Consider the following 19,403-nt stretch of genomic DNA (forward strand, 5'->3'; position numbering starts at 1 on the left):
ATTGAAAGAAGTTTGACCTATATGACAAACTTCCTTGAAATATCGATTAATAAAAAATGTACATTTTATTATGTTTGGATATAATACAAGACATAACAATTAAACGAGGGATAAAGGGAGGAAGATGTTGATGTTGAAATTTGATGAGGGATTATTTCTAAATCTGGTAGAAAAAGAGGGGCTTGCTTTTAGAGGCCAGATTGAGGAAATGGTAGATGGAATCACAAAAAGGGGATACAGTAATATTTTTTTGATCGGGGCTGGAGGAACCATAGCCATGATGTATCCTTATGAATACATTTTAAAATCTAATTCCACCATTGATGTCCATGCAGAAATTGCTGCTGAATTTATGGTTATGAATCATAAGCATTTTAGCAAAGATTCAGTCTGTATTTTTACATCCGTATCCGGGACTACTCAAGAAACAGTTGCAGCGGCAGAGTATTGCAAAGAAAGGGGAGCTACTACAATCGCATTAGTTGCAGAGCCAAATACTCCGTTAACACAAATTGCGGATTTCTGTATCACGACAGGTTCTGAAACGCACTCTTTTGATACTTTCTTTATGCTTCTATACATGGTCGTCTTCCGTTTCATGTATAACAAAGATGAATTCCCACAATATGAGCAATTCACGAAGGAAGTTTCGCTGCTTCCACGTGCAATTCTAAGTGCTGTTAAATCTTTTGACAAAAGAGCAGAGGAATTTGCCATTACACATAAAGACACGGATTACCACATGATGGTGGGTTCGGGTAACCTATGGGGAAACACCTATTCTTATGCAATGTGTATTTTAGAGGAAATGCAATGGATCCAAGCGAAATCCATCCACGCGGCAGAGTTTTTCCATGGAACGCTTGAACTTGTTGTTGAAGATACAAGTGTTATTTTACTAAAAGGAGAAGATGAAACAAGACCGCTGATGGACCGTGTAGAGAGATTTGTAGAAAAAATCACAAAAAATGTAACGGTCATTGATACCAAATGCTTCGAAATGGAAGGCATTAGCGAAGAATTCAGAAAGCACTTTTCAGTTAGTATTAACTGGTCACTATTAAGTAGGATTAGCGTTTACCTAGAGCGTGAAAGAAATCATCCATTAACACTTAGAAGATACTATCGACAAATGGAATATTAAGATATGTGGAGCGCTACTTAGTAGTGCTCATTTCTTAAGTTCAAAGAAAGCGGGGGGAAATGATGAGAACGATTTCAGTCGGAGATAACTGTATGGATGTCTATCAAACAAGCGGGGAGGTCTATCCTGGTGGTAATCCTTTAAATGTAGCAGTCTATTTGAAAGGGTTAGGTGCGGAATCTGCTTATATTGGCTGGGTGGGTTCCGATCGATACAGTGACAAAATGGTTAAAGCGATTCAGGGAAAAGGGGTTGATATTTCTCATCTTTCGAGGAAAGAAGGAAAAACTGCTGTTACTTTGGTTGAAATGGTAGGAAATGATCGCAGGTTCGGAGAATACGACGAAGGTGTCATGAAACATTTCAGCTTAACGACAGAAGAGCTCCATTTCATTCAAACCTATCAGCTCATACATTCAGGGATTTGGGGACATGCGGATAAGTACTATCCCTTTTTTAAAGAAAAAGGAATGCTCACGTCTTTTGATTTCTCAGATCAGCTAGATCACGATCTTGTGAAAATTTTACCTCCGTTTGTTGATTATCCTTTCTTTTCTTATACGAAGGATGATGCTTTTATCCGCGAATTTTTAAAGGATGTAAAAAATCAAGGATCTAAAATTGCGGTAGCCACTTTAGGTGAAAATGGTTCACTTGCCTACGATGGCGTTCAATTTTATCAATCCGGTGTCGTTGAAGTGAATGTGGTGGATACGATGGGGGCAGGGGATTCCTTCATTTCCGGTTTTATCTATGGGATATTGAAAGGCCATTCTATCTGCAATTGTTTAGAATTGGGTACAGAGTCTGCTGCGAAAACAATTGGATATTTCGGTGCGTGGTGACTGGGGCTGGAAATAATGTATAATGGATATTATATAATAAATTTTGACGGATAAGGATGAAACTAATATGAATTTAAATCCTTCAACCCCCCAGCCATTATATATGCAAATAAGGCAAATGTTGAAGAATGATATTCAGAACGGGAAATATAAACCAGATGATCAGATTCCAACCGAAGCAGAGCTTTGTGAAGCTTATAACGTTAGTCGCATTACCATACGCAAAGCAATAGAGGAATTGGTGAAGGAAGGAACTCTGACACGAATTCCACGTAGAGGTACCTTTGTTGCATCAAATAAGTTCCATAATGAGTTGTTATCTATAAGTGGTTTCTCGGAGTTTAGTCATCAGCTCGGGATGATACCCAATTCGCGAATTTTAAGAAGTGAGGTGATGCCAGCACCAAAAGATGTGGCAGGTCATCTCCTCATTGAAGAAGGAACTCCCGTTTTAGAACTTGAGCGGCTCATGTATGTAAATGATCGTCCGCTTTTCTACGATACCGCTCATTATTCGTTAATTCGTTTTCCGGATTTAGAAAAGAAAATTGCTAGGGATGAATCAACTTATAAAATCCTTTTGGAAGATTACCACACGGAAATAGTAAGTAACGATAAAATTATAGACGTGATTGGTGCTACAAAAAACTATGCTAAATTTTTAGAATGTGATATTGGCGCTAATCTATTTAGAATATTAAAGATTGCTTTCGATGCAAACGACCAACCAGTCCATCTCTCAACCTTTATGTGTGAAACCAACAAGGTCAATTTGACCGTTCATCGGGCAAAATAGGTCATGCCAAATCATTGGCATGACCTATTTGTAGCCTTATAAAAAAGGTGGGATTCAACGCAAAACGGGTATCCAATAATCAACAATTTTAAACAATGCTCAATTATATAAAAGAATTTTCTCTGGTTTACTAAAAAGCGTGATTACACATTTCCCACATCCTATTCACTTAGTAAAACTTCTAATATTATTTGGGTCCTGCAAATCCGAAAATGGATTATTCAAAGTTGCTCCCCTGACCCTTCTCCTTCAATGACTGGATTTAAAATTTCCTTACAATTAAAACATAAGATTTTCTTGTTATCTAACAGAATACCGTTCAGAAAACCAGCCGTGCAATATACATCGTGACCACAGTGCACACAAGAGCCAACTAGTTCATCCATCGATACATCCCCCTATAGGATAATGGTTTATAGTTTGGTGTGCTATTTTGAATAAAGATAAAGCCCAAAATCTTGCATTACGGAAGTGTGCCCCATTTGCCGCAACATGGTAGCAATATTGCCTCGATGATATGATCCGTGAGTGACAACGTGTAATACCGATTCGGAAATGGAAGTTTCAAGCAAACCAGCATACGGGTTATCCACCACAATTACCTTATCCATATCTTCTTGACTGTTCAGAAGTGCTTTGTTTCTTTCAGATAAGTCTAGAAATATTTTTTTCATTTCCTCAATACTTTTCTTTTCCACCACTTCTCTTAATTGGTCAGAAGACGCCATTGCTTCATTCATACTATTACCGGAGATAATGTCAAACCAAGCGTAATCTGTGAGATAAATGTGAGACAACACTTTTGATACCGAAGAAAAACCACTCTGAATATCCTTATGATAAATGTGCTGTGGAAGTTCTTTTAAACGATCAATGATAACGCCATTTGCCCACACGTGGTAGTTGTACATTTTTAATACTGGTTCGGGGTGTGTCATATAAAAAACCTCCACTTCTCTTTTTTTTCGTATTGAACAATTTATGCCTGAATAACAAAAAAAATTCAGGTGAAAGTATATTAATCTGGTTTTTCTATTTTATATACAACAACCCTTAGGTAAAGGGATGAAGTTACTTCATACTTCCCCCCTGCTGAAATCGCGAATATACATGTTTAGACAAGAGATAATACGAGCTACGAGCATTCTGATCATAAACGAATAGTTTTGGCCATATATAGGTATTCTTTCTTGCAGGAAATTAGCTCCCTATATCGAAATGATAGTAAAGGAGATGGTAATATGAATCTGCGAATTAAATATAGGCTTTATATTCATGCTGACGGAAAACTTATTCCAGAGAAGTATGACCGATACGAGATACTGAACGTCAGAGAAGGTATAGATCCTAATGATACTAAGGATTACCAGGAGCTTATTAAAAAATTGGGAAAGTCGATTAATCGGCCTGAGAATGAATTTGAAATTAAAAACTATGAATCAATGTAAGGTTACCCTTTCGAGGATGTTTTAGTTTGTTGACAAAAAGGGGGGGGGAGGAATGATTTCATCCGGAACCATGATTTTAAAACATGACTAGGCTATACTTTAAGGTTTTTTACTGGTTTATGAAACCTTCACTGGATTGAAGAAATTTGCGACACTCCTGCAGAAAACTGGCTAGCCAAGACCCCGCAATACTGTAGGCAAACCCGTTTTTCGAATTTGTCTACAGTCTGGAGCATCCTTTCGAGGATGCTTTTTATTTTGGAAAATGAGAGGGATTCTGGAAATTTTGAACTTTCAGCGTTATTTAATTAAACAAGAAAACACCATTGTCAATTTAGAGGGAATATTTTATATTGTAGATTTACATTCAGTTTTTCTTTGAAAATTGGAATAAGAATTGGTCAATAATTACGTCCAGAATAAGATAAAGCCCTTCTCTTAATTGAGAGTGGCTAGTTTAAAGCTAAAATTTTATATGTGTCTTCTTGAAATACGTATCCGTTACTTGAAGACATGCGACCTAAAGAATTGTTCCGTATCTTGAATTAAAGTATGGACTTATAATGTTTCGTCCTGCCTTGAATTTTTTTGTAAAAGGTCACGGATTTCCTTTAAATACTGCTCGGTTGCCGGTACCACTTCTATTACCTCCTCCTCTTTGGCTTGTTTTTTTCTAATAATAGAATTCGCTATCTTCATAAACATGAAAATCGCAAACGAAATAATCAAGAAATCAATCACAGCTTGAACAAATATACCGTATTTAAGAACTGCGTTTCCAACTTTAATGGTTAACGAAGAAACATTGATCCCCCCTAATATAATTCCAACTAGCGGTGTGATAATATTTTCGACTAGTGATGAAACGATTTTCCCAAACGCAGCACCCATCACTACAGCTATAGCAAGATCGAGAACGTTTCCTTTAGTTATAAACTCCCTGAATTCCTTTATCATCGTAACTACACCTTTCTTTTTTTAATTGATAAAAGCATATCAGAAACATGGTGAAAATTGAATAGAGTAAGAGGTATCTATTATTTCCAAAGATAGGAACAAGCATCCGTTTAATCTTTTGAATCCTTTAATATGTAGCAATGCAATGACAGCAGTCCAATCAAAGGGGAAGAACTCCAGTTATCATCAAAAAACGTAACAAGCCCTAATTAAAGCAGAGTACGGATGGATTTAATGGTCCTAGAAATCAAGCACTAATTAAAGCTTTACAAATAGAACAAAAAGTGAATTCAATGAAAAATGTTATGGAAGGCAGATGGGGAAAGAGTAAGGCAGCAATCATCACAGTCTGGAATGCAGGTGGACCAACTTGCTCCTTTTGATTTTTATCGCATCTCAACAAAATATTTAACAAAGCCCAAAACAAAAAAAGCCCTCTCGATTAAGAGGAGGGCTTTTAACAATGGAGGAGTACCACTTAGGGGGTAGTACAATAATATAATTATCGCCAATTAAATCCATTTATATTCATCTTCTTTGTTTTGAGGTAGCCTTTTTGACTGCATTTAAATTGATTTGAATTTTTTATATTTCAGGCCAACCAAAAATATTAGAGGAGAACCTATTATGGTTGGAAGAAACCAAAAAATTAATGGATTCCATTCATTCAAGATAGTTATATTCGATACATTAACTACAAGAATTGCTGTACAAATAGCAATATAGGAACCGAGCATCCCGCTTATATGAGATGCAATCCAGTTTTTCCATTTCTTCTTGGCAGATACATAGCCTATAAATGCGAAAGAATATGAAAATATCCCAATGAAAAATAAATAGGCACTGCTTTCCCAATTCAAAATTGCCATTGTCAGGGATGTGACAAAAACAACAACGTACGCACTATGATAAATTTCACCAAAGGTTGTATGCTTACCTCTTTTTTTCTTTGAAGACATAGCACCTATTCCACTAATAAGACAGATTGCTCCAGCAAAAATATGAATGAACAGAATGATTTTAAAGATAAGCAACTTTCCCCTCGTGAATATTGATTATTAATTTATATGTTATCACAATTCAAATATTCACCATGAATTTAATCTGCAAAAATTAAACCACTCATACAGCGCCTGGATCCTTTGAAATTTCCGGAAAGAAGGATACTCGATTGTATAGAAACTCAACTTCTTCATTGTGACTGAAAGTCTCAGTAATCTGGTTTTTTATTTATAATCATTGAGAATAAAGAAGAGGGAGGCATCAGAATATCGTTCTTTTTATGGATAAAGGAGGAAATTACGGTGCGTTTGAAGAATGTTTTTTACAAATGGGGGTGGAATAATTGCGACAAAATATTGAACAGGATTTATCTAAAGAGGATATTTTAAGAATGATTGTTAAACACCTTGAAGTATTCCCGTTGACTAGTCTAGAGGCTATCCGAGAAGTGATTGGAAGTTCATTAAAACAACGGGGTTTAATAGGAGGGATAACTCAAACAGGAGCCGCTACGATAACATATAACCGGAAAATATCAGACGAAGATATCCAGTTAATGAATGATTGTATTTATGACCTTTTATATAGCCGCGTTATCCAACCTGGTATTAATGATGATAATCTAGATTTACCATGGATTCATGTTTCTGATAAAGAGAAACTTAAAAAATACCTAAAATGAAAAGTATAGTCCGACATAACAGGGAATTATTACAACCATGAGAAATTGCCCCCTATAATGTGGATTACAGAAATACCAAAAAGAGTGTGAATGGGTGGAGGCAGTTAGTGGCTGCCTAAGATGTTATCTGCTAAACATTGTAAAAGCCCTTCTCATATTCGAGAGGGGCCTAATTGGTTTGGAATATCTAAATTCGATAATTGCAATTTTATAAAAAACAATTCTCCATACTATATTAATTGTATGTTTCACCAGTAAGATGGGATTCAAACATATCGATAATTGCAAGAAAACGTTCGGCTTCACGGAAAACGTGATCTGCCAATAGTGGATGGATAATGCTCTTGATTTTGCATTCTTCGATTAAATCTCTGGCGGTTTTCTTAAAGTCTCGAAGTGATACTACTGAAACACGATTCTGATCTAGAAATTGATCCAAAAGAGGGACGGTTTGAGATTGCGGTTTCATGGACTCTAAGTCAACAGCCTGAAAGACTAATTGGTCAAAATCATTGCTGAAGTTTCGTGCCATATCTACAAGCTTTCTTTCCGATGGATCAAGGAGATGTCCGATAAATTTTGCATGATCAGCCATTATCCTTAAAAAGAATACATTTTCTTTGATGATAGCATCTTCAAGTGGTTTCAATTTACCCTCATTTAATTCTTTTAATCGCTTTCTAAAATAATTGGCTTCCCGGCTTGTATGGTCGACCAAAAGTGGGAAATTGTTTGCACCAGGCAATTTACAAGTAAGTATTAATCCCAATACCTTCCTTTTGAAAAAAAATATGCCTGTAGCAGCTTGTTGCACTTCCGCATTAAATCTTCTAATCTGTTCTGGGTCAGTTTGATTTGTAAATGAATGGGATTGCTGTTCTATCCGTTCAAATAAATGATAAAACTGATTGGCTTCCTCAATTAGCTGTGTATCTTCACATCTAAAACCAAGTCTTAGAAATAACGAGTGTTCCTTCATTATTCTTGACCAAAAACGAATCTCATCTAAGGAACGTTCTACAAACATCGCAGAGTTATTTCGCATATTAGCTTCCTGTGTGTTCTCACTCATAACTAAAGCCTCCTTTATTAAACCATCCTTAAAATCTTATTAACAAGTGGACCATTGTATACTCGATTACATATAAAGTTACAAATAAATCTATTTTGTTTTATTAAATCATTACCTTATATTAGTTAAGTAAAAAAGAAAGAGCTCAATAAGTATCCTTAAAGGACTTGTAGCAGGTCTACCAGTTATTGAACTAGCAAGTGCAGTATATAGAATAGAAAATGAAAAAAATTTCAGAGTATTGGATTCATATTGATAGGTAAGGAATTCTGAAACAACTGGAGAGAAATAAATATATTTAAGATTTATCTTATTCGAAAAAAGCTTGATAAATAATTAGGTATGACAAGAGTTGAATAATTGAACAAGAGCCAAAACCAAGACAGAGACGAGCTTCTTGGTTTTTTTCTTTGATTTGCTTGAATACAGGGTTTGTACTTTTTATAAACATTAGAAAGAAAGGGTAATTAAAAACACCAGGCAGTAAGGAGCGGAAATATGATTCTCTCTAAATTTATAGATGAACTCCCAATTCTCCCTATTTTAAAACCTCGATGGAAAGATCAAATTCATACTTATTATGAAGTGAATATGACTGAATTTAAGCAATCACTTCATAGTGAGTTAAATGATACAACTGTTTGGGGCTATGAAGGCAGCTATCCAGGACCTACAATTGAAGTGGAGAGCGGGGAGAAAGTATTTATTAAATGGATCAACAATCTACCGGATAAACATCTTTTCCCGGTAGATCATACGGTTCATGGTGCCCAAGTGGATGTACCGGAAGTACGGACGGTGGTACATGTACATGGAGCTAGTGTTGAATCGGAAAGTGATGGTTACCCGGAGGCTTGGTTTACAAAAGGTTTCGAACGAGTGGGACCTTATTTTAAAAAGGAAGTATATCAATATGATAATAACCAGAATTCTGTTACTCAATGGTATCATGACCATGCACTTGGGATTACCAGACTCAATGTATATGCGGGATTGGCAGGTTTTTATCTCATAAGGGATAAACGGGAATGTTCATTGAATTTACCTTGCGGTGACTATGAGGTCCCTCTTATTATCCAAGATAGGTCTTTTCATATTAATGGTTCCCTTTATTATCCAAATCAGCCGGATAACCCAATCAAGGAATTAGGAACATCAATCGTTCCTGAATTTTTTGGGGACACCATCCTGGTTAATGGCAAAGTATGGCCCCATTTAAAAGTGGAACCACGAAAATACCGATTCCGGTTGTTAAATGGATCTAACACCCGATTTTATAGGATCAAGCTTGATTCAGGGCAACTCATTTATCAAATCGGGACGGATAGCGGATTAATGGAATATCCGATAGGGGTGAAAGAAATCATACTTGCTCCAGCAGAAAGAGCAGATGTCATCATTGACTTTACCAATCTTGGCGGAAAGAACATTATCGTGACAAATGATGCCCCTGCTCCTTTTCCAGAAGGGGATCCCGCAAATGCTGTAGATACTGTGATGGAATTCAGAATCTCTCTTCCTCTTACAAGTGTTGATACCAGTGTGATTCCCGCTTTTATGATGCTTCTTCCAAAGATTAATGAGCAGTTAGCATCTAAAGTCCGTTACCTTACATTAAATGATAATATGGATAAGTATGGTCGTGAATTCATGTTATTGGATAATAAACAGTGGGATGCCCCCATAACGGAAAATCCAAAATTGGGATCAACCGAAATATGGTATCTAATTAATTTAACTACGGATACACACCCAATTCACGTTCACTTAATTGATTTCCAAGTGATGGATCGAAGGCCTTTTGATGTAGATATATATAATAAGGAGGGGGTCATCCATTATACTGGCCCGGCAATTCCAGCTGAACCACAAGAGCGAGGAATGAAAGATACTGTAAGAGCTAATCCGAAACAGGTAACGCGAATTATTATGAATTTTGGTCCATATTCAGGGCAGTATGTATGGCATTGTCACATCTTGGAGCATGAGGATTATGAAATGATGAGACCGTATATAGTTATTCCATAATGGTTGGTAACTGTTCCTTAATATAATGAAAAAACACTAAAACCCCTGAAAATAAATTTTTCAGGGGTTTTTTATTTTAGTTCGGCTGTGGCCGATTTAAGGAAGATGCCACAGCCGAACTAAGTTACTGTTTGCACTAAAACGCAACTACGGAAAATAACTCGAGCACCGGCAGGGGGGACGTTAACATCGGTAGTCATTTGTCAAAAAGTTCATTTATTTGTTTCGTAAGCTCATTAAACTTCTTGTCGAGTTCTGTGTACGCTTTATCGTTTGAAGTCATAAAGCTGAGCTTTCCCAAAACTTCTTGTCTTTCTGTTTCAAGTTTTAATCGTAGTTCCTCCAGATCATCTCTTTTTGAGGATGATTCAAACAATTGCTTTTGTATACGATTATCCGAAATGACGAGTTTGCTGCTTGTCGATTTCTCGAGAAAATATCGATCATGCGAAACGACGATCAGTGTTCCAGTATACTTTGCTAAGGTACCTTCAAGTTGTTCCCGTGAAGCTAAGTCTAGGTGATTTGTCGGCTCATCCAAAATAAGCACATCTTTTTCTTTTAATATATATTCCATTAACTTACATTTCACACGCTCACCCATACTCATATTCCTAATGGGTTCTGTCCAATGAGATGTCATGAATCCTAAATGCTTCATTAAAGTTTGAACTTTCCCTCTTGCCTCGAATGTTTCTTTATGAAATAGCTGTGCTGGTGTTTGATCAAGAGGTAAATCAAACACTTCTTGCGTCAAATAGCCAATTTTTGAAGATGGTGAAATCCATACATCGCCCGAAAAAGTTTCATGTCCAAGAATTATTTTTAATAATGTCGTCTTTCCACTGCCATTTGGACCTATTATTGAAACCTTCTCACCATGCTGAATCGTAAAATTGACGTTATTAAATAGTGATCGTCCGATAAAAGACTTAGATAAATTCTTAACTTCCAAAAAACGTTTGCCGGATTTGTTGTTTGCTTTAATTGAAAAGCGGACAGTATAATCTGACTCAACAGGCTCAGCTTTTGCTTTTTCAAGCTCTTTTTCAAGGCGCTTTTGTTTAGATTTTACTTGTGCATCCATTCGCTTTGCTTTTACGCGATAGTATTCTTTAACTCCTTCCTTTTTCGTCGATTGGGCATGGGCTTTTTTCGACCAAGAAGTGATTTCATTCATTTGTCCTTCGATCCGTTCAACCATTTTTTGTTGTTTTTCATATTCACGTTGTTGCGTAAGTCTTTTCTGTTTGCGAACTTCCATATAACTTGAATAATTCCCTCTGTGTTCAATTATCTTTTTACCTTCGATCGACCAAATTTTCGTTGCAACAGCATCCAAAAAATAACGATCGTGAGAAACAAAAATAATAGTACCTCTATAATTATTAATTTGTCCATTGAGGAATTCTAAACTTTCCGCATCAAGATGGTTTGTCGGTTCATCCAATAGTAAAAGGTCTGCATCTTTTGAAAGACCTTTTGCAAGTCGGGCTTTCAGTTTTTCTCCCCCGCTTAATTGCGCGAAGTCATGGCTTGGTACATGCATTTTATCTAGTAATTTGACTTCAAAAGGGGTCTTATCTTCGAAAGAATGCGATTCAGTTTCTTGTTCGACCATAAAAACTTTCAAGTCTTGCTGAAGCCATTGAATTTGTCCTTGTGCAGGCACTAAGTCATTAATAATCAATTGCAACAACGTAGATTTACCGGCACCATTTTTGCCAATGACACCGATGATATCCCCTTGTTGAACACTGGCGTTTACATTTTCAAAAATGTTAAAGTCCAATACTTCATAGCTAATATTGGCTAGTTTTAATAGTTCTTTCATATAATCCATCCCTCTCCGTAAAGGGAGAATGAAAAAAATCCTCCCAGTTCATATGGAAGGATTAGTCTTACCTGTGCATGATCAAATAAGAGCTATTTTCAATATAGCTCGACAATTTATAGAAAATGGGCAGACTAATCCTATTTCGTTTGATTTGAAATATGTGATTTCAAATTTTGAAAAATAAGATTAGTTAATCATCGGCCACCCATCATCCCTTCTAATATTAATAAAATCAGTATAGCATAAAATAATCTTTGAAAACAAAAGTAAGTAGAAATACTAACTTTACTTCAATCTAATTTTTTGTTTTTAATGATATGTGCAGGTTATCTTCTATAAGTAGTGGGGCCTTCTTTTATATCATTATCTACTAAAATTAAAACTTTTCCGGCTTTTATATCCGTTTCATAACTTTCTGCCTCTTTTTCCGAAATACCCAATCCAATCAGAGTACCAGCCAATCCCCCGGTTCCTGCACCAACAGCAACTCCTGCCAGCGCTGAAACGATAGGTCCAGCAGCGAGCAGCGGTCCTATTCCTGGAATAGCCAATGCACCCGCACCGGCAAGAAGGCCAGCCGTCCCGCCAATAACTCCACCTGTAGCAGCTCCGGTAGCTAATCCTTCTTCAGCTTTCGTACCAGTTTTTCTCTCGACCACTTTTGTTTCCTTGCGATCTTTTGCAACAACAGAAATTTCATCACGTTTATACCCTTGTATCAAAAGTTCTTCAACAACTTTTACCGCACCTTCGCCGTTTTCGTATATCCCTACCACTTGCTTACTCATTAAAGTCATCCTCCTTTAATTTCCACCTATTGTTCACCTCATCATATGAGTCATAAAAGGTTTATATTCGTTACGTTGAAATAACAATGATAATAAGGATTTTAGGCTGGGTGACTCGATAGATTCATCACTTTTTGCCTTAATAAAAGGTTCAAATGATGCAGTTATAATTTCTCCAGGTAGGGTAAGAAGGGAGACATAAATTTTACTAGTTAGATTGCTCTAATTTTTTAGGGAACGAAGCTCTTTCAGCAACATCATCGATGCTTGAGCTTAAAATGTAATTAGGGCTATGTCATTTTGTCTAGATGTTGGGGAATGGGGTATTGATATTGGAGAGAATAAAATAGACAACTTCTCGTTACAAGCCAGATCGAAGAATTTAAAAAGAAGGTAAAGGATTGTCATGTTTTCATTTGTATCATAACCGCAATAATATCCTGCAATAGCGTGTATGTTTCAAATGAGGTATTTAAAAGAATTATTACATAATAAAATTAGAATAACGATTAAAACCATGCACAACCATAGGGTTATTCCCTTGAGGAGGATATTAATATGGAAGAAAATATAAAGGGAATCGATGTTTCACATTGGCAAGGTACTATAAATTGGGATGAAGTCGCAAAGGCCGGCGTGAAGTTTGTATTTATTAAAGCAACCGAGGGCACGAGTTATTCTAAACTCTCTTATTTTAAAGAAAATGCCCCTCAAGCTTTGACAGCGGGCTTGAAAGTCGGGGCCTATCATTATGCAAAGTTTGCTACTGTTGCAGAAGCAAAAGCTGAGGCTGCTTATTTTCTGGATTCGATAAGCTCTATTGCTCTAAACTATCCTGTTGTTCTTGACCTTGAAGAAAATAAAAAAGCGGCAAAGAAAAAAACGCTAACCGATGCAGCACTAGTTTTTTTAGAAGCAATTGAAGAAGCTGGATACTCTGCCATGCTTTATACCGGTAAATACTTTCTTGAAAATACGTTAGATGAATCAAGATTGGCGAACTACGCATTGTGGATTGCCCGATACAACAGCACGTTGGGGCGTAGCGCAGATATTTGGCAGCATTCTGATTCAGGTAAGGTAAGCGGGATCAGCACAAAGGTGGATTTGAATATAGCCTATAGGGATTTTACCAATAACGTAAATTCTTTTAGGTCACCCAACTCCCGTGCATTGGAAACTTCATCAACAGCTTATACTGTAAAAAGAGGCGACACACTTAGCTTGATTGCAAAAAACAACAAAACAACCGTAAAATCTCTTGTTAGTCTTAACGGCATTAAAAACCCGGACAAAATTTATATCGGTCAAAAATTAAGGATGAAATAAATAAAGGCTCTTCTCTTTACGAGAGGAGCATATTTTTAATTGAACTTCATTATATTTCTTTAAGTTCTTCAATTTCCACTTCTGACCTTTCCTCTAATGGTCCTCTTAGATGTACTGTAGCAGTTCTGCCATCTTCATTTAAATTATCAATCCATACTGACGTGCCATTATATCTCACCTCAATGTCAGATGAAGAAGAAAGAATCTGTTTTACACGATTAACATCCACATAAATCCCTCCCTGTTTATTAGTCTACTTATTATTTGGGGAAAGACTGAATTTTATTCGTTTTTAAGGATAGTAAAAAATTAACCCTTCTAGCGTTTCATGTACTTAATAAAAAGGTGACAATTCTTAATCTTAAAATACTGGGTTAATCTGCTAGAATGGATATGATTGTAAAAATGAATTCGGGGGTGATTAATATGAAAAAACTTAAGGTCTTGGCAGTCCTTTTAATACTTATTGGTGCAGCCGTTCTGTTTACATGCTTGCAACAACCAAGTGGAGCCAATGCTGCCAAGGTTAACCTAAACATTAAGAAGCTTGACGTCGATGAATTTTTTGCTGAACGCGACGGAACTTTCATAATACGTGAAATGAAAAAAGGCATGACTTTCATCCATAATAATGATCGAGCTGAACAAAGGTTTGCGCCGCAATCGACATTTAAGGTGCCTAATGCACTCATCGGATTACAGGTAGGGGCTGTTGAAGATGAATATGATATTAAATATTGGGACGGAGTGAAACAGGAAATTGAGGTTTGGAACCAGGATCATACGCTTGGGTCTGGTCTAAGGAACTCCGTTGTTTGGTACTATCAAGCCATGGCCCGTGACATTGGAAAGAGTCGAATGGAGGAGTGGGTTCATAAGATTTCATATGGCAACCAAGATATTAGTGGAGGAATCGATCAGTTTTGGCTAAGTAGTTCACTCGAAATTTCACCCATTGAACAAGCGGATTTTATGGAAAATTTATATACAGAGAAACTTCCTTTTGATAAGGATGTCATGAAAACCGGAAAAACGGATGATGATCCAATCTGAAGGGGACAACTATACGCTTTACGGAAAAACAGGACAGGGGTCAAACATTGGCTGGTATGTTGGCTTTATTGAAACAAAGGATCGTGACTATGTTTTTGTAACGAATATCTCCGGTACTTCAGCAGACGCTAAAAACATCACAATGGACATTTTAAAGAAATATCATTTAATGGAAGAGTAGGTAGGGACTAATACCTCATTTGGTAATTCAACCGAGGTGATGCTTACCGAACTTAATGAAATATTTTGGATTAGTCAAATTGAAAATTTAAATCCCAATCTTTTTCAATGGGAACTAAGTGTAAGCATAAAAGAATATAGTATAGAGTTATCGGATGCTTTACTTCAATAAGGGAGTTGCTTCGGCAGCTCTTTTTTGTATGAAAATACATTAGTAAAAAAGCCATGCTAAAATAAACCCTCCATATTCTCATTATTTTTTTGATGGGGGTAAATGTACTATTGCGTTATTTTAACTGGTTATGCAGTTTGTTGTTCAGATGGAGCAATTGTATAGCCTTTCTTTTTTAGGTATTCGATCATTTTTAATTCTTTGTTGTTTTGTTTTTCTTCAAGGTAATTTGAGCCTAGTTCATGATAAGGTTCTCCTGTTTTTAAGATGTTGTAAGCAATCGTTACTAGTAAATGGGCAGAAGCGATTCGTCCCTTCATTTTTCCCTGTCGTTTGGTAATCCTTTTTCGATGTGAAGCAATTCGATTATTTTGCCTTGATGTCGCTAATACACATTCTACGGCCATCGTTTTTAAAGCTTTATTTCCTTGTGTGGTTTTACTCGTTTTTTTTTTACCAGCACTTTCGTAATTTCCAGGACTCACACCAGCCCAAGAGGCAAGATGTTTAGCTGACTTAAATACGGACATATCAACACCCATCTCCGCAATAAAAGTAGCTGCCGCAGCTTTGTTCACACCAGGTATACCATCCAATAATTCTACTTCCTTACGATAAGGGGACAGGAGTTGATCAATTTGTTTTTCTAATTCTTCTATGGTTTCTTCTAAATAACCCATATGCTCCCAATGGTAACGCAACATATCACGATGATGACGGCGAATACGGCCATTAATTGCATGGGCAATGTCAGTAATACTTGCTTTTGTTCGCCAATCCACCATTTTTCGAAGACCATCGGTCTCTATTTTTTCACCGTTTAGAATGGCTTCAAGTATACGGCGTCCCGATACACCAAAAATGTCTGATAGAACGGATGTTAGCTTGATATTAGCATCTTGAAGAATTTTGTGAATGCGATTCTGCTCTGATGTGCGATGATGAATCAATTTTTTTCGATAACGAGTAAGATCTCGTAAATCACGAATATCCTCTGGTGGGACAAAATTGCTTTCAATAAGTCCGCATCTTAGAAGCTTGGCAAGCCATTCGGCATCTTTTACATCAGTTTTACGCCCTGGAACATTTTTGACATGCCTGGCATTGGCCAGAACAAGGTGAAAAGATCCTTCGAGTATATTCCATATTGGTTTCCAGTAGACTCCGGTACTTTCCATCACAACATCGGATACCTGAAGGGTAGCTAGCCAATCACTTAAAGCCAAGAGTCCTGTTGTTGTAGTCGAAAACGTTTCAATAGAGATTTTTGGCTTTTTATCTAATGGACCAAATAATACACAGGCTACTACTGTTTCTTGGTGTACATCTAGGCCAGCACACCGTTCAATCATTGCTTCCATAGGAGAATCACCTCAAAAAAAGATTAACAATACATATGACAGGAGATTTGTTACAAAAAATTTTGTATACGTACTAGCAGTACACTAAATGGTTCTTCCATACTGTCACAACCAGTTTCTTATACAGGGTATCTTCCTTAAGATCCACCAAAAAAAGCTCAGCCTGGTTGTATTGTTATCATCCATTATCGTCAAGGGGTTAATGGGTTAGACTCTATTTTTGAGTGTAGATTTTCGTAGTAGATGGTGGCGGCGAGGAGCGCCGCCATTGGAGTTTCTTATGGAGCTAACGGGACGGAAGTGTTGAATAAGGAAGTTGATACATGGGACAATATTGGAGAGAAAGTGTTGGAGAGTTTGAAGGTAATTACACATACTTAAACATGCTTATAGGGGGGTATTATGGAACTATCGTTATTATTGGAATATGGCTGGGTTTTAATTATTTTAATTTTTTTAGAAGGTTTATTATCTGCTGATAATGCATTGGTTTTAGCCATTATGTCAAAGCATTTACCAAAAGAACAGCAAAAAAAAGCGATCAATATTGGATTGCTATTGGCATTTATTTTTAGGATTGGTGCCATCTTTATTATTTCGTACCTTTTCCATGTTTGGCAAGTTCAGGCAATCGGGGCTGCTTATTTAATTTTCATCTCATTGAAACATTTATTAAAAAGGGACCACGGGGAAAAAGATAAAAAAGTGACAAGCTACCGAATGACTGTTGCGCAAATTGCATTAGCTGATATTGCCTTTGCCATCGATTCCATTTTAGCTGCTGTCGCTCTTGTCATTGCCTTACCAGATACACCAATGGGTGATATAGGAGGTATGGATGGGGCTAAATTCATCGTTATTTTATTAGGAGCAATTGCAGGCTTAATCGTCATCCGGTTTGCAGCAGGATACTTCGTTAAGATATTGACAGAACGGCCTAGCCTCGAAACGGCAGCCATGTTAATCGTTGGTTGGGTAGGGGTTAAGTTATTAATGCATACTCTTGCGCATCCATCCGTGCACATTATTTCTCACGAGTTTGTTGAAGGACCCATTTGGAATATAATCTTTTGGACAGTCATGCTTCTTATTGCTGTAGGCGGATGGTTTTTATCTGGAAAAACAGAAAAAAAAGGTGAAGGTAAATAAAGATATTCAATAGTAATGAATGAAAATTTCAAAAGATTAAAGACCGATATAAAAATTCGGTCTTTATTTAATTTTTGAGCTAAAAAGTTTTGGCGGTAGATTGAACTTTTTTACATTATGAAGCAAAGAAAATTTGACCCTTTGCAATTACAAGGAAAATACAAACGATAGTTGTATTCAGTTTTTCAAGTCCAGTAACTGTATGTAACAGACCTATTTGATGAAGAACTAATAAAAAATGCCGATATTACTTTAATAGACCTAAGCGAAATCCATAAACGACTACTTGTGTACGGTTTTTTGCTTTGAACTATGTCATTAAACTGCTTACATAATCTCTAACGGTATGCTCGCTTAATTGCAATAATTCGGCCATTTTTTTATTGTTATATCCCTCTGCCAGCAAATTCAGGATCATGGATTCCCTTTCCGTCAATTGTATGTCGCTACCAAATGAAACCTCATCATCCTTCCTTGATAAATATAAACCTAGCCGTTTTCCGACCTGATCAAGTAAAGTCAGTTCATCTATTGAATAATCGAATTCCTCTCCTAATTGATCAAAGGTCAGCCAACCGAACACTTGCTGTTCATGAACAATGGGTACAAAAATGACCGATGAAAGATTAAATAACTGTATATGTTCCTCTTTGATGTAATTATGGGGATCCTTTAAATATACCGGTTTTTTGGAATTGAACACCATGGATTGCTTCAAGCTGAGTTGGCCCCTCATGCTTTGAACCTTTGGCAATTCCGATCCAATGGTCCCGTACAATTGATTGGACCAAGGAATATAAGCATAAAAAACACATCTTTTATAGTTAAAGAATTCTTCACATTTTTTTAGGATAAAAGCAAAATCTTTAAATCCTGCTGAGTTAATCAGAAGTTCATCTAATTGGTCCAGTAGCTGCAGTCTTTTAAGTTCTGCATTTTCTTGAATGGTTTTAGAATGCTGCCCAGGTTCGTCATCCACCCATTTGTTATAGCTATGGATAAGATGAGAGAAAATGGATAATAAGAACATAAGAATGGATATGGTTTGGGCATGTTTCAGGTTTACCATTAAGGTAACGATGGCCTTTTCAAAGATTAATCGGAATATACTAAAATGATTCACATTTAAAATGGGTAAATGTGATTGCAGCCATGTGTCCAAATGCTTTTCGTAAGTGTCTCTTATGTCCTCGATGTTTGGAGCCGATAAATATAGTAAAAATGAGTCCAGTAATGATTGTATCATCTTACGTTCAGGTTCTAATATGAAGGGTTCTAGATTTAAATAAATATTGATATTTTCTTCAATCTGTTTGTTATGACTTTTTATGAATAATATGAATTGCCGAAACGTTATTTCTTCATATGCATGTAAAGGTTGAGCCATGCGAATTCCTTCTCCTTAAAACAAAATGCCCCTATAAAAGGGGGAAGCTTACCCTATTATTATACAGCACTTTATAGGATAGTATTTCAAATTGTGAGGAGTAGAATAAAGGTATGAACATACAATGAAGCTTTTTATTGGCCTTTCCATTTCTTAAGGATTGCTTATTGTAG

20 protein-coding genes and 1 pseudogene are annotated in these 19,403 nt (G+C 36.5%); 11 read left to right on the forward strand and 10 right to left on the reverse strand.

From position 1 onward, the window contains the following. Positions 1-130 precede the first annotated feature (130 nt). From ABIE66_RS09290 to ABIE66_RS09300, 3 genes are all read left to right on the forward strand, one after another. Complete coding sequence (locus tag ABIE66_RS09290) at positions 131-1,144, forward strand: SIS domain-containing protein (RefSeq protein ID WP_370014487.1); 1,014 nt, start codon at positions 131-133, stop codon at positions 1,142-1,144. 62 nt (positions 1,145-1,206) lie between these two features. After that, the gene (gene frlD / locus ABIE66_RS09295; protein WP_370014488.1) at positions 1,207-1,989 is read left to right on the forward strand and encodes a fructoselysine 6-kinase; all 783 of its coding nucleotides are present in this window, start codon (positions 1,207-1,209) and stop codon (positions 1,987-1,989) included. A gap of 67 nt (positions 1,990-2,056) precedes the next feature. Further along, a complete protein-coding gene (locus tag ABIE66_RS09300; protein ID WP_370014489.1) occupies positions 2,057-2,785 on the forward strand; it encodes a GntR family transcriptional regulator in 729 nt (242 codons plus the stop codon). A gap of 221 nt (positions 2,786-3,006) precedes the next feature. Here the strand turns inward: ABIE66_RS09300 and ABIE66_RS09305 are convergent, their stop codons facing one another. Both ABIE66_RS09305 and ABIE66_RS09310 read right to left on the reverse strand, forming a co-directional pair. Further along, positions 3,007-3,171, reverse strand: coding sequence for a hypothetical protein (locus tag ABIE66_RS09305; protein WP_370014490.1), 165 nt, complete (start codon positions 3,169-3,171; stop codon positions 3,007-3,009). Between the two features lie 42 nt (positions 3,172-3,213). Beyond that, positions 3,214-3,723, reverse strand: coding sequence for a DinB family protein (locus tag ABIE66_RS09310; RefSeq protein ID WP_370014491.1), 510 nt, complete (start codon positions 3,721-3,723; stop codon positions 3,214-3,216). Positions 3,724-4,026: 303 nt separating this feature from the next. Here ABIE66_RS09310 and ABIE66_RS09315 point away from each other — a divergent pair, with 303 nt between their 5' ends. Further along, on the forward strand, positions 4,027-4,233 hold the full coding sequence (locus ABIE66_RS09315; protein ID WP_289316994.1) for a hypothetical protein: 207 nt from the start codon (positions 4,027-4,029) through the stop codon (positions 4,231-4,233). A 558-nt stretch (positions 4,234-4,791) separates the two neighbouring features. On the opposite strand, the gene mscL is transcribed toward ABIE66_RS09315, so the two are convergent. After that, a complete protein-coding gene (gene mscL / locus ABIE66_RS09320) occupies positions 4,792-5,190 on the reverse strand; it encodes a large conductance mechanosensitive channel protein MscL (protein WP_289324493.1) in 399 nt (132 codons plus the stop codon). A gap of 566 nt (positions 5,191-5,756) precedes the next feature. Beyond that, entirely contained in the window at positions 5,757-6,224 is a 468-nt protein-coding gene (locus ABIE66_RS09325) for a DUF2306 domain-containing protein (RefSeq protein ID WP_370014492.1), read from the reverse strand. A gap of 311 nt (positions 6,225-6,535) precedes the next feature. Between ABIE66_RS09325 and ABIE66_RS09330 the strand changes: the two genes are divergently transcribed. Continuing rightward, the gene (locus ABIE66_RS09330; protein ID WP_289324495.1) at positions 6,536-6,874 is read left to right on the forward strand and encodes a hypothetical protein; all 339 of its coding nucleotides are present in this window, start codon (positions 6,536-6,538) and stop codon (positions 6,872-6,874) included. A 235-nt stretch (positions 6,875-7,109) separates the two neighbouring features. Here the strand turns inward: ABIE66_RS09330 and ABIE66_RS09335 are convergent, their stop codons facing one another. Beyond that, entirely contained in the window at positions 7,110-7,946 is an 837-nt protein-coding gene (locus tag ABIE66_RS09335) for a DUF2935 domain-containing protein (protein ID WP_289316973.1), read from the reverse strand. A gap of 498 nt (positions 7,947-8,444) precedes the next feature. Between ABIE66_RS09335 and ABIE66_RS09340 the strand changes: the two genes are divergently transcribed. Continuing rightward, on the forward strand, positions 8,445-9,974 hold the full coding sequence (locus tag ABIE66_RS09340; protein ID WP_370014493.1) for a multicopper oxidase family protein: 1,530 nt from the start codon (positions 8,445-8,447) through the stop codon (positions 9,972-9,974). Positions 9,975-10,170: 196 nt separating this feature from the next. Here ABIE66_RS09340 and abc-f read toward each other — a convergent pair whose 3' ends face one another. Continuing rightward, a complete protein-coding gene (abc-f, locus tag ABIE66_RS09345; RefSeq protein WP_370014494.1) occupies positions 10,171-11,808 on the reverse strand; it encodes a ribosomal protection-like ABC-F family protein in 1,638 nt (545 codons plus the stop codon). A 28-nt stretch (positions 11,809-11,836) separates the two neighbouring features. Here abc-f and ABIE66_RS09350 point away from each other — a divergent pair, with 28 nt between their 5' ends. Further along, entirely contained in the window at positions 11,837-11,995 is a 159-nt protein-coding gene (locus ABIE66_RS09350) for a hypothetical protein (protein ID WP_370014495.1), read from the forward strand. Between the two features lie 142 nt (positions 11,996-12,137). Here the strand turns inward: ABIE66_RS09350 and ABIE66_RS09355 are convergent, their stop codons facing one another. Then, positions 12,138-12,599: a general stress protein gene (locus tag ABIE66_RS09355; protein WP_289324497.1), complete on the reverse strand. Its 462-nt coding sequence runs from the start codon at positions 12,597-12,599 to the stop codon at positions 12,138-12,140. A 558-nt stretch (positions 12,600-13,157) separates the two neighbouring features. On the opposite strand from ABIE66_RS09355, the gene ABIE66_RS09360 reads away from it, so the two are divergent. Further along, complete coding sequence (locus ABIE66_RS09360) at positions 13,158-13,928, forward strand: GH25 family lysozyme (protein WP_370014496.1); 771 nt, start codon at positions 13,158-13,160, stop codon at positions 13,926-13,928. Between the two features lie 49 nt (positions 13,929-13,977). Here the strand turns inward: ABIE66_RS09360 and ABIE66_RS09365 are convergent, their stop codons facing one another. Then, entirely contained in the window at positions 13,978-14,157 is a 180-nt protein-coding gene (locus tag ABIE66_RS09365; RefSeq protein ID WP_370014497.1) for a small, acid-soluble spore protein, H family, read from the reverse strand. Positions 14,158-14,354: 197 nt separating this feature from the next. On the opposite strand from ABIE66_RS09365, the pseudogene blaOXA reads away from it, so the two are divergent. Further along, positions 14,355-15,162, forward strand: a pseudogene (gene blaOXA, locus ABIE66_RS09370) (class D beta-lactamase). Positions 15,163-15,461: 299 nt separating this feature from the next. Here the strand turns inward: blaOXA and ABIE66_RS09375 are convergent. Beyond that, complete coding sequence (locus tag ABIE66_RS09375; RefSeq protein ID WP_370014498.1) at positions 15,462-16,694, reverse strand: IS110 family RNA-guided transposase; 1,233 nt, start codon at positions 16,692-16,694, stop codon at positions 15,462-15,464. Positions 16,695-16,937: 243 nt separating this feature from the next. Between ABIE66_RS09375 and ABIE66_RS09380 the strand changes: the two genes are divergently transcribed. Next, positions 16,938-17,075 (forward strand): hypothetical protein, encoded by a 138-nt coding sequence (locus ABIE66_RS09380; RefSeq protein ID WP_370014499.1) that lies wholly within the window; start codon positions 16,938-16,940, stop codon positions 17,073-17,075. A 21-nt stretch (positions 17,076-17,096) separates the two neighbouring features. Beyond that, positions 17,097-17,843 carry a TerC family protein gene (locus tag ABIE66_RS09385; RefSeq protein ID WP_289324501.1) on the forward strand — a complete coding sequence of 249 codons (747 nt, stop codon included), beginning with the start codon at positions 17,097-17,099 and terminating at the stop codon, positions 17,841-17,843. Positions 17,844-18,153: 310 nt separating this feature from the next. Here the strand turns inward: ABIE66_RS09385 and ABIE66_RS09390 are convergent, their stop codons facing one another. Next, positions 18,154-19,230 carry a LuxR C-terminal-related transcriptional regulator gene (locus ABIE66_RS09390; protein WP_370014500.1) on the reverse strand — a complete coding sequence of 359 codons (1,077 nt, stop codon included), beginning with the start codon at positions 19,228-19,230 and terminating at the stop codon, positions 18,154-18,156. Between the last annotated feature and the right edge of the window lie 173 nt (positions 19,231-19,403).

Origin of the sequence: Peribacillus sp. B2I2 (assembly GCF_041261685.1) — a bacterium.
Taxonomy (GTDB): Bacteria; Bacillota; Bacilli; order Bacillales; family DSM-1321; genus Peribacillus.

Bases quoted from the DNA above. Each gene is read 5' to 3' on its own strand.
- ABIE66_RS09290 (WP_370014487.1), top strand. From the start codon at position 131: ATGTTGAAATTTGATGAGGGATTATTTCTAAATCTGGTAGAAAAAGAG.
- frlD (WP_370014488.1), top strand. From the start codon at position 1,207: ATGAGAACGATTTCAGTCGGAGATAACTGTATGGATGTCTATCAAACA.
- ABIE66_RS09300 (WP_370014489.1), top strand. From the start codon at position 2,057: ATGAATTTAAATCCTTCAACCCCCCAGCCATTATATATGCAAATAAGG.
- ABIE66_RS09305 (WP_370014490.1), bottom strand. From the start codon at position 3,171: ATGGATGAACTAGTTGGCTCTTGTGTGCACTGTGGTCACGATGTATAT.
- ABIE66_RS09310 (WP_370014491.1), bottom strand. From the start codon at position 3,723: ATGACACACCCCGAACCAGTATTAAAAATGTACAACTACCACGTGTGG.
- ABIE66_RS09315 (WP_289316994.1), top strand. From the start codon at position 4,027: ATGAATCTGCGAATTAAATATAGGCTTTATATTCATGCTGACGGAAAA.
- mscL (WP_289324493.1), bottom strand. From the start codon at position 5,190: ATGATAAAGGAATTCAGGGAGTTTATAACTAAAGGAAACGTTCTCGAT.
- ABIE66_RS09335 (WP_289316973.1), bottom strand. From the start codon at position 7,946: ATGAGTGAGAACACACAGGAAGCTAATATGCGAAATAACTCTGCGATG.
- ABIE66_RS09340 (WP_370014493.1), top strand. From the start codon at position 8,445: ATGATTCTCTCTAAATTTATAGATGAACTCCCAATTCTCCCTATTTTA.
- abc-f (WP_370014494.1), bottom strand. From the start codon at position 11,808: ATGAAAGAACTATTAAAACTAGCCAATATTAGCTATGAAGTATTGGAC.
- ABIE66_RS09350 (WP_370014495.1), top strand. From the start codon at position 11,837: ATGAAAAAAATCCTCCCAGTTCATATGGAAGGATTAGTCTTACCTGTG.
- ABIE66_RS09355 (WP_289324497.1), bottom strand. From the start codon at position 12,599: ATGAGTAAGCAAGTGGTAGGGATATACGAAAACGGCGAAGGTGCGGTA.
- ABIE66_RS09360 (WP_370014496.1), top strand. From the start codon at position 13,158: ATGGAAGAAAATATAAAGGGAATCGATGTTTCACATTGGCAAGGTACT.
- ABIE66_RS09375 (WP_370014498.1), bottom strand. From the start codon at position 16,694: ATGGAAGCAATGATTGAACGGTGTGCTGGCCTAGATGTACACCAAGAA.
- ABIE66_RS09380 (WP_370014499.1), top strand. From the start codon at position 16,938: ATGGTGGCGGCGAGGAGCGCCGCCATTGGAGTTTCTTATGGAGCTAAC.
- ABIE66_RS09385 (WP_289324501.1), top strand. From the start codon at position 17,097: ATGGAACTATCGTTATTATTGGAATATGGCTGGGTTTTAATTATTTTA.
- ABIE66_RS09390 (WP_370014500.1), bottom strand. From the start codon at position 19,230: ATGGCTCAACCTTTACATGCATATGAAGAAATAACGTTTCGGCAATTC.